Annotated in this window: 8 protein-coding genes and 1 pseudogene; 8 read left to right on the forward strand and 1 reads right to left on the reverse strand. The window is 65.9% G+C overall.

Annotation, left to right across the window (positions count from 1 at the left end; translation table 11 throughout):
* The first annotated feature begins 10 nt into the window (after positions 1-10).
* From HWX55_RS10725 to HWX55_RS10735, 3 genes are all read left to right on the forward strand, one after another.
* Complete coding sequence (locus HWX55_RS10725) at positions 11-3178, forward strand: multidrug efflux RND transporter permease subunit (protein WP_175975561.1); 3168 nt, start codon at positions 11-13, stop codon at positions 3176-3178.
* 717 nt (positions 3179-3895) lie between these two features.
* Entirely contained in the window at positions 3896-6616 is a 2721-nt protein-coding gene (locus tag HWX55_RS10730) for a TonB-dependent receptor (RefSeq protein ID WP_175975562.1), read from the forward strand.
* 443 nt (positions 6617-7059) lie between these two features.
* A complete protein-coding gene (locus HWX55_RS10735; RefSeq protein WP_175975563.1) occupies positions 7060-7638 on the forward strand; it encodes a YbhB/YbcL family Raf kinase inhibitor-like protein in 579 nt (192 codons plus the stop codon).
* Between the two features lie 34 nt (positions 7639-7672).
* On the opposite strand, the pseudogene HWX55_RS10740 reads toward HWX55_RS10735, so the two are convergent.
* Positions 7673-8687 (reverse strand): annotated as a pseudogene (locus HWX55_RS10740) (hypothetical protein).
* Between the two features lie 429 nt (positions 8688-9116).
* On the opposite strand from HWX55_RS10740, the gene HWX55_RS10745 reads away from it, so the two are divergent.
* Genes HWX55_RS10745 through HWX55_RS10765 form a run of 5 tightly spaced genes read left to right on the forward strand, consistent with a single transcriptional unit; the run spans position 9117 to position 13740 of the window.
* Entirely contained in the window at positions 9117-10259 is a 1143-nt protein-coding gene (locus HWX55_RS10745; protein WP_175975564.1) for an acyl-CoA dehydrogenase family protein, read from the forward strand.
* A 49-nt stretch (positions 10260-10308) separates the two neighbouring features.
* The gene (locus tag HWX55_RS10750) at positions 10309-11211 is read left to right on the forward strand and encodes a CoA ester lyase (protein ID WP_124556487.1); all 903 of its coding nucleotides are present in this window, start codon (positions 10309-10311) and stop codon (positions 11209-11211) included.
* Positions 11212-11219: 8 nt separating this feature from the next.
* Positions 11220-11873, forward strand: a complete 654-nt coding sequence (locus HWX55_RS10755; RefSeq protein ID WP_175975565.1) for a pyridoxal 5'-phosphate synthase — start codon at positions 11220-11222, stop codon at positions 11871-11873.
* Positions 11864-13102, forward strand: coding sequence for a cystathionine beta-lyase (gene metC / locus HWX55_RS10760; protein ID WP_175975566.1), 1239 nt, complete (start codon positions 11864-11866; stop codon positions 13100-13102). Before HWX55_RS10755 ends, metC begins: the two co-directional genes overlap by 10 nt.
* Complete coding sequence (locus tag HWX55_RS10765; RefSeq protein WP_175975567.1) at positions 13096-13740, forward strand: glutathione S-transferase; 645 nt, start codon at positions 13096-13098, stop codon at positions 13738-13740. Before metC ends, HWX55_RS10765 begins: the two co-directional genes overlap by 7 nt.
* Positions 13741-13759: the final 19 nt, after the last annotated feature.

The following is a 13759-nucleotide window of genomic DNA, read 5'->3' on the forward strand; positions in this document are numbered from 1 at the left end:
ACGCACGCCGATGCCATCGTTCTTCATCGACCGCCCGGTGTTCGCGTGGATCGTCGCGCTCGCGATCGTCGTCGCGGGCGTGCTCGCCATTCCGCAATTGCCGATCGCGCAGTATCCGCGCCTTGCGCCGCCGCGCGTCGTGATCAGCGCGACCTATCCGGGCGCGTCGACCGAGACGGTCGACGCCGACGTCGGCAGCATCATCGAGGAAAGCCTCGACGGTGCCGACGGGCTGCAGTACTACGAGACGAGCAGCGACGGTCACGGCAATCTCGAGATCGACGTGACGTTCGCGCCCGGCACCGATCCGGACATCGCGCTCGTCGACGTCAACAACCGGCTGAAGCAGGTCGAGCCGCGGCTGCCGCAGCAGGTCGTGCAGCAGGGCATCGGCGTGTTCAAGGCGGCCAACACGTTCCTGATGCTCGTCACGCTGACGTCGACCGACGGCACGCGCGACTCCGCCCAGCTCGGCGACTATCTGAACCGTTACGTGCTGCGCGAGCTGAAGCGCGCGCCCGGGGTCGGCGCGGCCCAGCTGTGGGACGCCGACGAGGCGCTGCGGGTCTGGCTCGATCCCAGCAAGTTGCGCGAATACGACCTCGGCGCCGACGACGTGATCGCGGCGATCGGCGTGCAGAACGCGACGGTGACGGCCGGCGCGATCGGCGATGCGCCGTTCGTGCGCGGCCAGCAGCTCACCGCGACGATCGTCGTCAAGGGACAGCTGACGTCGCCGGAGGAGTTCGGCCGGATCGTGCTGAAGTCGAAGCAGGACGGTTCGGTCGTGCGCGTCGCCGATGTCGCCCGCATCGAAATCGGCCGCGACGACTATTCGTTCTATTCGCGGCTGAACGGCCGTCCGGCGGCCACCGTCGGCATCCAGCTCGGCCCGCGCGGCAACGCGCTCGAAACGTCGAACGCGATCCGCGCGCGGCTTGCCGAGCTGTCGAAGACGCTGCCGCCGGGTGTCGCGGTCGAGATTCCGTTCGACGGCGCGCATTTCGTGAAGATCGCCATCCGGGAAGTCGTGCTGACGCTCGTCGAGGCCGTCGTGCTGGTGTTCTGCGTGATGTGGCTGTTCCTGCGCGAGCTGCGCTACACGCTCGTGCCGACCGTCGTGATTCCGGTCACGCTGATGGGCGCGTTCGTCGCGATGTGGGTGTTCCGGCTGTCGATCAACGTGTTCACGATGTTCGGGCTCGTGCTGGCGATCGGCATTCTCGTCGACGATGCGATCGTCGTCGTCGAGAGCGTGCACCGGGTGATGGAGGCGGGCGTATCGCCGCGCGATGCGACGCGGCACGCGATGAAGCGGATCGGCGGGGCGATCGTCGGCGTGACCGCGGTGCTGACCGCCGTGTTCGTGCCGATGGCGTTCTTCCCGGGCAGCGTCGGCGGCATCTACCGGCAGTTCGCGGTGTCGATGATCGCGTCGATGCTCGTGTCGTCGTTCATGGCGTTGTCGCTTACGCCCGCGCTGTGCGCGAATCTGCTGAAACCGGTCGGCCGTCACGAAGGCGGGGGCGTGCCGCGCCGCAGCCTCGGCGCGCGCGTGGCCGACCGCTTCGGCGTCGCGTTCGCGCGCGCCGAGGCCAGCTATCGGCGCGTGACCGTGTCGGCGGTACGCCGCACGGGTGCGGTCGTCGGCATCTATGCCGCACTCCTGGCCGTGTGCGGGCTGCTGTACTGGACGATGCCGGGCGGTTTCCTGCCGACCGAGGACCAGGGGCAGCTGCAGGTGATGATCCAGTTGCCTGCTGGCGCCACGCAGGCGCGCACGCTCGCGGTCGTCGAGCGTGTCGAGGCGATCCTGCGCGCGGAGCCGGCCGTCGCGAACGTGACGAGCGTGATCGGCTGGAGTTTCGCGGGCAGCGGGCAGAACGTCGGGATGGCATTCGTCGACCTGAAGGACTGGGCGCAGCGCGACGTCGATGCGATGACGTTGCGCGATCGCCTCAACCGGCGTTTCGACGCGATTCTCGACGGCGACGTACAGGCGACGCTGCCGCCGTCGGTGCCCGGCATCGGTCACGCGGACGGCTTCACGTTCCGTCTCGAGGATCGCGGCGGGGTCGGGCTCGACGCGCTGAAGGCCGCTCGCGACCAGCTGGCCGCGCGTGCGAAGGCGGACCCGGCGCTCGCGTCCGTGCATTTCGAGGACTTGCCGGACGCGCCGCGCATCGAGCTCGACGTCGATCGCGCGAAAGCGTATGCGCTCGGCGTGCCGTTCGAGCGCATCGCGGGGCTGCTCGGCGGCACGTTCGGCTCGAACTACATCAACGATTTTCCGGCGTCGGGCCGGATGCGCCGCGTGATCGTCGAGGCCGACCCGGCCGCGCGTGCGACCGACGCGCAACTGATGGCGCTGACGGTACCGAACCGGACGGGGGACATGGTGCCGCTGTCGGCCATCGCCGCGCCGCACTGGACGGTCGGGCCCGTGATGCTGAATCGCTACGACGGCTATCCGTCGCTCGACGTCAGCGGCCGGGCGGCGACCCACACCAGTTCGGGTGCGGCGATGGCGGAGATGGAGCGGCTGGCCGCCATGCTGCCGGCAGGGATCGGTTACGACTGGGTCGCCGCGGCGCGCGAGGAGCGGATTGCCGAGCGGCAGACGCCGCTGCTGGTCGGGTTGTCGGTGCTCGCGGTGTTCATGGCGCTCGCCGCCTTGTATGAAAGCTGGACGATTCCGTTGTCGGTGCTGACGATCGTGCCGCTCGGCATCGTGGGCGCGTTGGCGGCGGCGTTCGCGCGCGGGATGCCGAACGACGTGTACTTCAAGGTCGGGATGATTACGGTGATCGGATTGTCGGCGAAGAATGCGATTCTGATCGTGCAGTTCGCGCGCGAACTTGTCGGGCGCGGCGTGCCGCTGCGGCAGGCTGTGGTGGAGGCCGCGGCCGTGCGGTTTCGGCCGATCGTGATGACGTCGATGGCGTTTCTGCTCGGCGTCTTGCCGTTGGTGCTGGCGACCGGCGCGGGTGCGGAAAGCCGGCGTTCGATCGGGACCGGCGCGTTCGGGGGCGTGCTGGCGGCGACGATATTTGGCTTGGTGTTCGCACCGGTGGCGTTTCGGGTAGTCGTGTCCATAGGCCGGCGCGGGCGGCATGCAGCGGTGACGAAGCGCGAGGCGCCGCGCGTGGGAACGGCCGGGAATCTGGAGATCGACTGATGGTAGTGATCGGGATTCATCGATCGCGCGTTCGGACTGTTTCTATGCCGAGGATTCGTGCCTTCCCTCTGGTAAACAAAAAAGTTCGGACTGGCGAGTACCGGCCGCATGCTCCGTTGCGGCGCATGCGCGAACGGGTGAAAAAGCAGCCGAACAAGGAAGACAAGACAACGGTAGCGGCTGATGAACCATATCGATTTTTATTCGGCACCAACCGAGTGCATCTATTGCACCTAAACAAAGTTATGCGTCATCAAATATTTTTTGACGCGTCGATTCTGTCCTGCTATGTTCGCGACCAATGTAAAACTTGGTAGGGGACGGTAATGCAGGTTCCTTGCATTAAGGCTTCCAAGGTGAATACGTAAAGCAGCCCTTCAACGGGCGACTGCCTTTCTTGGCAACGCGTATGCGCTAATTGACGAAGCGCCATGGTGAGAATGTTCCAGAGCGTGGCGTGTATGCGGTTTCGATGCGCGGAAAGATCGATTCATGCAATTAGGTTTCCTAACTATATAGGAATGCCGTTTCTTGCATTTCAAATTCATTCCACTCAGAAGTGGAAGAAATAATTTTGAAAGAAATAGAAAGGCGGGCGGAATGGTTGCGATCGCCGGATGACGAATCAGGAACGCGGGGCAACGCTATTTAAAGGCCGGCGAGTCTCCGTGCATACAAAAAGGTCAGGCCTTGCGACGACAAAGGGAAAGGGGTGTTATGAAACCAACGGCTTTGGGATCGGCAATACGCAGCATCGCATGGGCTGAAGTCGCGTTGACGGCGGCTTTGGGTACCTCCGCTTACGCGCAGACAACGCCTGTCGACGGGAGCGTCGCCGCCGAGCAAACCGGCAGCACGGCCGCCGCCGCGCCCGCGCCGGCGTCCGACGCGGCTGCGGGCGGGCAGACCGTGAAAAAGCTCGACAAGTTCGAAGTGACGGGCTCGCTGATCCGCACATCGGATAAGGTCGGCCACACCGAAGTGCAGGTCATCACCGCGAAGGAAATCCAGCAAAGCGGATACACGACGGTCGCCGATTTCCTGCGTTCGACCTCGGCCAATTCCGCAAGCAGCTGGGGCCAGACGACGATGAACAGCTCGGCACCCGGCGGCGCCGGCATGGCGTTGCGCGGGCTCAGCGAGAAATACACGCTCGTGCTCGTCGATGGCCAGCGCGTCGCGAACTATGCGCAGTCGGTGAACTTCACCGACACGTTCTTCGATGTCAACGCGATCCCGCTGAACATGGTGGAGCGCGTCGAGATCGTCAAGACCGGCGCGGTATCCGTCTACGGCTCGGACGCGATCGCGGGCGTCGTCAACATCATTACGAAGAAGAACTTTCAGGGCCTGCAGATCGACGGCCAACTCGGCAAGGCGCAGCATCCGGGCGACGGGCAGGGCAACTTCAGTGTACTGGCCGGCTTCGGCGACCTGAATTCGGATCGCTTCAACGTCACCGCGGCCGCCAGCTATTACCGCGATTCGGGCTCGACGCTCGGCGATCGAGACATGACGTCGGCGCAAGACTTCACGCAATATCCCGGCGGACTGGCAGCGCCGCTCGGGCCGAACCAGCAATCGTACTGGTCGCTGGCGGACGGCTCCAAGGTGCCGCTTTCGCCGTGCCCGCCGGGCAGCAAGACGAACGCGACCAATTGCACGTACAACCCGGCCGCGTCGACGTCGCTCGTTCCGTCCACGACGCGCCTGAACGCGAAGGTGCGCGCCACCTTCAAGATCGACGACAACACGCAGGCCTATGCGGGCTTCTGGGTGAGTCGCGATGAAACCGTCCAGTTGCAGGGACCGGCGTCGATCTCGAGCACGACGAACGTCTACAACCCTTCGACCGGGTCCGTTTCGCCGCTGCCGCGCACCGTACCGGTGAGCAATCCTTATAACCCGTTCGGCGTGCCGACGGCGATCAACCTGACCTTCCCGGGCAACGTCGTGAGGGCGGACACGGTATCGACGTTCTGGATGGCGAACACGGGCGTCAAAGGCTCGCTCGACGCGGGCAGATTCGGCGCGTGGGACTGGTCGGCCGATTACGGCCACTCGCAGAGCACCGTCGATACGACGTATCGCAACCGGATCAACGCCGCGGGCCTCGAGAACATGCTCGCGAACGGCACCTATAACTTCTCGAACCCGGCCTCCACGCCAAACGGCCTGAACGGCGTTTTCACGGACGACGATCAGCAGGCCATCTCGAAGGTCGACAGCGTGACGGCCAAGGCCTCGACGTCGAATCTCTTCACGCTGCCCGGGGGCCCGGTCGGCCTGGGCCTGGGCACCGAGTTCCGCCACGAATCGTCGACGATCAATCCGCAGACGCTCGCGTCGCAGGGCGTATCCGCACCGGCGAACGTGCAGACGGTGGAGGGTTCGCGCAACGTCGCCGCCGCGTTCTACCAGGTCGACATTCCGATCCTGCATAATCTGACGTTCACGCAGGCGGGCCGCTACGATCACTACAGCGACTTCGGTGGGGCGTTTTCGCCGAGCTTTGCGCTGCGTTTCCAGCCGGTGCAAATGCTGACGACGTATGCATCGTACAGTCGCGGCTTCCGCGCGCCGACCCTCGTCGAAAACTCGCAGGCCGTCTATCTCTCTCACCAGAACCTCGTCGATCCGAACGATCCGAGCGGTGTGCCGACCAAGCACTTCACGACGGAGCAAGTCGCGGGCAATCCGAATCTTCAGCCGGAGCACACGAAGAACTACAACATCGGCTTCCAGCTTTCGCCCGATGCGATGACCGATATCGGCGCGGCGTTCTACAAGGTCCGCATCGACGGCGTCATCGGCACCGACGATCCGAACGCGGTGCTCGTCGCCAACGATCCCTCCCGCGTCGTGCGCAACGCCGACGGGTCGGTGCGTTACCTCGTTCAGCATTTCGTGAACCTCGGTGCGCTCGATACCGATGGCTTCGATCTCAACTTCCGCAAAGCGCTGCGCACCAAGTACGGCACGTTCACGCTCGCAGGCGACTGGACTTATGTGTGGCACTTCAAGCTGCACAGCCCCGGAACCGCACCGCAGGACTTCGCCGGCAACAACCTTGCGCTGCTGCAGCCGTTCGGCGCGAGCAACCCACGCTGGAAGGGCAATACGAGCCTGAGCTGGGACTACCGGCAGCTGACCACCACGCTGACCTGGCAATACACCGGGCCCTATACGAACGCCGTGGCCGCGGAATTCGGCGACGGCGGTACGGGATCGGTGGCGTCGTACAGCCAGTTCAACCTGATGTTCAACTATCGCGGCTTCAAGCATTGGACGATTTACGGCGGCATCACGAACCTCTTCGACAAGAAACCGCCGTTCGACGTCGAGTGGCAAGCCGTGCCCGACATCACTGGCTATGACCAGTCGCTCTACACGGATCTCGGCCGCTTCTTCCAGATCGGGGCGACGTACCGGTTCTGACGGCGAGGAGGCCGCCAAGCGGCAACCGGTCCCGGCGCGCGGCCCGCGCCGGGACGACGAAGAATGAGCGCATCGGTTCCTGCGAGGATCAGCGGTGGAGGGTTTGAACGCGAAGGCGCTCGGCCAGCAGCACCTCGTGCAGTCGATCTTTGTTATTTGACATAATCAACATTATCGACATTTTTTGTTGTAGCAGCCATATCCTAATGTCGTGTTCTGGCTATTTACAGATGTCGTGTTTTTGACTGCTGGCATGCTGGCGGCGGTTTGAACTGCCGGAGCGCATCGTGAGCCAACCTGGACTGATCACCATGAAAATCGACTGAACGTCCTGCCAACGACGTTGCAGCGAAGGCAACACCGTGGTTCGCGAATCTGGCTTCCGGGGCGAATCGCTACACGATACCGTTGTACTGAACGCTTACCCTTCAACGGAGCACATCATGCGATCGAGGATTTCATTTCCCGCGATTCTATGCACTTCAGCGGCACTAGCGGTCATCCCGGCGACCGCCAGCGCGGCGCCGTTCACCATCACGGTCGATGATCTCAGTCACGGGCATTTTACGAACGAACACGTGTATGGAGGCTTTGGCTGTCGCGGTCAGAACGTTTCGCCGCGCATTTCGTGGACTCACGTTCCGCGCGGCACGAAGAGCATCGTCGTCACAATTTTCGACCCCGATGCGCCGACCGGCGGGCTCGGCTGGACCCACTGGGAGATCGTCAATATTCCACCTTCGGAGTCGTCGATCGAAAAAGGCGCTTCCGGCAATCCGAAATTCCTGCCGGTGGGCGCTGTCGAGACGTTGACGGACTTTGGCGAATCCGGATACGGCGGGCCCTGCCCGCCTCCGGGGGCGTCGCATCGATATGTCGTGACGGCGTCGGCCTTGGACGTGGCAAAAATTGACGTGGCGCCGGCGGCGAGTCCTGCACTCGTCGCCTATCAGATGCACGGGAAAGTCATCGCTCAGGCGAAATACGTCGCCCGATATCGTCGCGCCTTGACTCACGATTGATGGTTGTCATTACGCCAATGACATTCCACCATCACTAGAAATTGCGCGCCACGCCGACCATGAACATGTCCTGGTCCTTGTCGTTGCCGGTTGCGACACGATTGAAGCGCAAGCTCGCCGCCCACTCGTTCGTGATCCGATAGGCCACTTGCGCGCTGAGCAACGCATTGAGTCGTGTCGTGCCGGAAACGTCGTTCCGATCCCGCGAGAGATACGGACCGACGCCTGCCGAAAGCGTCCATTTGCTCGTGACCGGCGCGACGTACCACAATTGCGCGGCCACGCCTCGGCGGCCGGCCACGCCATTGTTGCCTTCATAGATGAAGCTCGCCGAATAGGCCCACGCATTGCCGAGCGGCCGCTTGACTTCGACCATGTATCCCTTTTCGATCGGCACTCGAGGACGGTTCGTCTGCGACGTCCCGGCCCAAACGCCGACCTGCGTCTTGCCGTCCGAAAACACCGGGCCAGGAGCGCCGCCGAAATCCGAGCCGATACCGAAGAGCACCGCGTCGGAATTGAATCCGCCAATCATCTGGACGTGGTTGTACTGCAGCTTGAGGAAGAAGCGGTTGGGAACGACGTAATACCGCACCGCTGCCGACGCACGCACGCCCCAGCGCTTTTCATTGCGTGGCTGGTCGTCGACATGTGTCGTGTCCATGCTGAAATACGGGCCCGCCGAAAATTCGAGCGCCACACGACTGCCGAGCGGCCAACGGAACGAACCCAAGGCCGCGAAACCGTCACGGTGGTGATCCAGCGGATGCCCTTCGTTCAAATAGGCAAGATAAGACGGAGAGGTAGTCATTCAAGACGTCGCCGAAGCCGACTTCGTACGCACGCCAATGCATGTCGCCGCCCTCGGTCGCGCGTCCGTCGCCATACACCGCATAGGCGTTGAGCGTTCGCTCCGATGATTTGGGCCCGCTCGGTGAGCTCGAAGGACCGTCCTCGGCGTGCGCGTGTACCGGGCACGACAGTATTGTCAGACCAGCGATCGAGCTTGCGAGGACGAAGCGCGAACGGATGCGACGGCATTGTCCCATTTGGACACCCCCTCACCTTGGTCACCGCGATTTCGTGGAGAAGTTGATAGCGATTATAGGCGGCGTCCGGTCAGGCGGCTGACATGCATCGCATGCCGACATCGGGCAGGCGCATCGACGACGAAGCCATCGACGATGCAACCGCTCGCCTGCTCGCCCGTCGTTCCCGCGAGCCGCGCGGCGATGTCGCAAACCGTTCGCGGAACGCGCGGCTGAAATGCGGCATGTCGTTGATCCCGCCGCAACGCGACGCCCCTTTTTGTCTACATAGATCAGGCTCGTGTCGCCCTCTCCCGATCCCGCCAAACCGCTCATTCACCCTGCAACTACCACTACTGCCAGTACCTGCGCTGTCCCTGCCCCCTTACCCTTGTCGTCATCGCTGGCGCGCCGTCGAAGGCCGCGCCGCTTCGACCGGAGACACGACAGATGCCATTCGACTGGACACAGGAACAGCACGCGACACGTGCGCGCTTTCGCGATATCGGCGCGGAGATCGCCGCGGCCGTGGAGCAGGACGGCCGCACGCCGGCCGAATTCGACGAGGCCGGCTGGACGCGGCTCGGGCACGAAGGACTGTGGGACATGATCGTGCCCGACACGTATGGCGGCGACGGTCACGGCTGGTGGCATTTTTCCGCGGCGCTCGAAGGGCTTGCGTCGTCGATCCGCCGCCCGGCGCTGCTGCTGTCGGTGATCGCGCAGGCCGGCATGGTGCGCGCACTCGAGCGCCATGGCACGGCGGCGCAGCAGGACCGCTATTTCGGCGCGATCCTGCGTGGCGAACTGAGCGCGACCGCGATTGCCGAGCCGGGCACCGGCACCGACGTGCGCAGCATCGCGACGACGCTCGCCGAGCACGGCGACGGCTACCGGCTGACCGGCAGCAAATTCAATATCGCGCATGCGCCGCTCGCGCGCTTCATTCTCGTCGTCACGCGCATCGAAACGCCGGGCCGGCGCAACACCGCGCTCGTCATCGTCGATCGCGATCAGCCGGGCATGACGGTAGCCCCGCCCGACCGCAAGCTCGGCCTCGAAGACTTGCCCACCGGTGCGCTGCATTTCGACGACTGTCCGATCACGCGCGGCCAGTTGCTCGGCGAACCGGGCGCCGGGCTCGGCAACCTGATCGACATCATCTCGCTCGGCCGTCTCTATTACGGCCTCGTCGCGGCGCAGGTGACGGCGCCCTATCTGCGCGATGCGATCGGCTATTGCCGCGAGCGACGCAGCTTCGACAGCACGATCGATGCCCACCAGTACGTGCAGCGCCGCCTCGTCGACCTGCAGATCGGCATCGAGCGCGGCACGTGGCTCGCGCGTGGCGCGCTCGCACAGTTGCTGACGGATCACCCGCAGGCGTTGATGACGTGCTCGATCGCGAAGCTGGTCGGCGCACAGGATCTCGTCGACGGCGCGATCGGTCTCGTGCGGCTGTACGGCAGCCTCGGCTATCAGGCCGGGCCCGTGGCCGCGTTCGCGGCGGACGCGCTGGGCTTCATGAGCGTCGGCGGCACCGAGGAAATGCATCGCAAGAACATCTTCAACCAGATGATGCGCGCCGGCTGAGTGCCCGCGCCATCGCCACGCGCACCCCGCGCCCTACAGGAAACCACGCATGACACCGACGAACCGACGCCCTTCCCGCCTGCGCCGCTCCTGGCTGTTTCTCGCCGGCGCCGATCACGATGCGCTCGTTGACGGCACCGCGAGCGGCGCGGATGTGCTGATCCAGGAACTCGAAACCTTTACGCCTCCCGACCGGCGCCCGGCCGCGCGCGAACTGAGCGAGCGGGTGCTCGCCGGCTGGCGCGACGCCGGCGTGCTGGCGTCCGTACGCGTGAATCCGCTCGACGCGGGCGGCATCGACGACCTGCGCGCCGCGATGCGCGGCCGCCCGGACATCGTGATGATGTCGTACGTCGCGACGCCCGAGCAGGTCGTCGCGCTCGACGAAGCCGTCACGCGCTTCGAGCGCGAATACGACATCGCGCCCGGCTCGACCGAACTGGTGCCGAACGTCGAGACGACGCTCGGCCTCGTGAACACGATGGCGATCGCGCGCTCGAGCCCGCGCGTGTCGGCCGTGCTCGTCGCGACCGAGGACATGGTGGCCGACATGGGTGCCGAGCGCACCCGTGCGGGCCGCGAGCTCGACTACGTGCGCTCGCGCTTTCGCGTCGAATGCGCGGCGGTCGGCGTAACCGCGATCGACTGCCCGTACAGCTATGCCGACAACGAAGGCGCGGAGCTCGACATGCGCGTGTCGCGCGGCCTCGGCTACCAGGCGAAAGCGATCGTCAACGCGCAGTTCGTGCCGGTCGTCAATCGCGTGCTGACGCCGACGGCCGATGAAGTCGCTCTCGCCCGCCGCGTGATCGACGCGTTCGATCACGCGCGGCGTACCTCCGGCGGCCGCCGTGTAGCCGCCGCCGTCGTCGACGGCTTCCTCGCGGAAGTCCCCGACTATCTCGCCGCGCATCGGCTGATCGCCCGCGCGACGCAATTCGGCATCGCATGAGGGTCGCCATGGATACGATCGCCACGCGCCTGAAGGCGCTGAAAACCCTCGCGCATGCCGCGCCGCACGTGCCGGCCGACAACTGGGCCGCCACGCCGCACGCGCAGTTCGAACGCTGGCTCGACGAGGCCGTGACGGCGGGCGCGCTCGAACCGCAGGTGACGACGCTGTCGACGGTCCGCCCGGACGGACGGCCCGATGCACGTTCCGTCGTGCTGCTGAACCTCGACGCGCGCGGCTGGCATTTCGCGGCGAACGCGCGCAGTCCGAAGGGGCGCCAGCTCGCGAACCTGCCGTTCGCGGCGCTGACGTTCTACTGGCCCGCGATCGCGAGCCAGATCCGGCTGAGCGGCCCGGTCGAGCGCTTGCCCGACGCCGAAGGCCATGCCGATTTCGCGAGCCGCCCCGAGCGGTCGCGCGCGAGCATCCTGGCGGGACGGCAAAGCGAACGGCTCGACGATCCGGCCGACCTGACGCGTGCGATCGACGCGCAGCTCGAACGGCTGGCCGCCGATCCGGCGCTCGTGTCGGACGACTGGCACCTGTATACGCTGGCGCCGGACGATGTCGAGTTCTGGCGGGCCGACAGTTCGCGCCGTTTCGCGCGGCAGGCTTATCGCCGCGCCGGCGAGCGCTGGGAGCGGTGCGCGCTATGGCCGTGAAGCGTGACGAACCGCCGTCGCTGCCGCGCGACGGCATGCATGACCGCCTGCACGACGACACGCGGCTCGCGCACGCGGGCCGCGACAGCGCCGCATGGCACGGCTTCGTCAATCCGCCCGTCTACCATGCGTCGACCGTGCTCAGTCCGACGGTGTCGGATCTGCTGAACCGCACGCAGCCGTATATCTACGGCCGTCGCGGTACGCCGACGACGGACGCGCTCGAGCGCGCGGTGACGAGCCTCGAAGGCGGCGCCGGCGCGGTGCTGTGCCCGTCGGGCCTGTCCGCGTGCACGCTCGCGCTGCTGTCGTGCCTGACACCCGGCGACCATCTGCTGATGACCGCATCGGTCTACGGCCCGGTGCGTCACGCATGCGAAGGCGTGCTGGCGCGGCTCGGCGTCGAGACGACGTGGTACGACGGCAGCACGCCCGTCGCAGCCGCGTTTCGTCCGAACACGCGCGCGCTGTACGTCGAGGTGCCCGGCTCCTACACGTTCGACATGCACGACATCCCTGCCCTCGTGCGGCTCGCGCACGCGCACGGCGCGCAGGTCATCGCGGACAACAGCTGGGCCACGCCGCTGTTCTTTCAGCCGCATGCGTTCGGGATCGACGTGTCGATCCAGGCCGGCACCAAGTATCTGGTCGGACACTCGGATGCGATGCTCGGCACGGTGTCGGCCAACGCGCGCGCGTGGCCCGCGCTGAAGCAACTGCATGGCGATCTCGGACTGTGCGCGGGCCCCGACGACGTGTATCTCGCGCTGCGCGGGTTGCGCACGCTCGGCGTGCGGCTGCGGCAGCACCAGCGCAACGCGCTCGCCGTCGCGAGCTGGCTCGAACGGCGTCCCGAGGTGCAGCGGGTGCTGTATCCGGCATTGCCGGCCGACGATGGCCACGCTCTGTGGCGCCGCGATTTCCGCGGCGCGTCGGGGCTGTTCTCGATCGTGCTGCAGCCGGCGCCCGCGCACGCGATCGACGCGTTTCTCGATCACCTGACGCTGTTCGGGCTCGGCTATTCGTGGGGCGGCTACGAGAGCCTCGCGCTGCCGTTCGAGCTGGACGCGCACGGCCTCGCGGCGCGCTGGCCGTCCGGTAGCCGCGGCGTGCGCCTGCACATCGGGCTCGAGGATGCGGACGACCTGATCGCCGATCTTGCGGCGGGCCTCGACCGCTACGCGGCATGCGCGTCGATCGCCGCTTGCGAGGATGCCGCGCGATGCTGACCGTCTGGGGCCGCCGCACGTCGTTCAACGTGCAGAAGGTGTTGTGGCTCATCGGCGAGCTCGGCCTGCCTTACCGGCATATTGCGGTCGGCGGCGAGCATGGCTCGCTGCAGACGCCCGCGTTCGCGGCGCTGAATCCGACCTGCCGGATTCCGGTGATCGACTGGGACGGCGACGTCGTGTGGGAGTCGCACACGATCCTGCGCTATCTTGCCGCGCGCGTGCCGAACAATCCGTTCTGGTGCCGCGATACGTTCGCCCGTTCCCGCGCGGAGCGCTGGATGGACTGGTCGCAGACCGCGCTCGAACCCGACGTGATGACCGGCTTGTTCTGGGCGCTCGTGCGAACGCCGCCGGAGCGGCGCGACGAGGCGATCGTGCGCGACAAGGCCGCGCGTAGCGCGACGCATTACCGGCTGCTCGACCGGCTGCTGTCGACCCAGCCGTTTCTCGGTGGCGCGTCGCCGGGCCTGGCCGACATTCCGGCCGGCGCGACGCTGTTCCGCTATTTCTCGCTCGACGTCGAGCGGCCGCCGTTGCCGCACGTCGAGGCCTGGTACGCTCGCCTGCGCCGACGGCCCGCCTATCGCGAACAGGTGATGGTGTCGTTCGACGCGTTGCGCGGCCAGCCGGGCTGACCTTCTACCGACCACCCGA

Origin of the sequence: Burkholderia sp. BCC1047 (assembly GCF_902833155.1) — a bacterium.
GTDB lineage: Bacteria > Pseudomonadota > Gammaproteobacteria > Burkholderiales > Burkholderiaceae > Burkholderia > Burkholderia sola.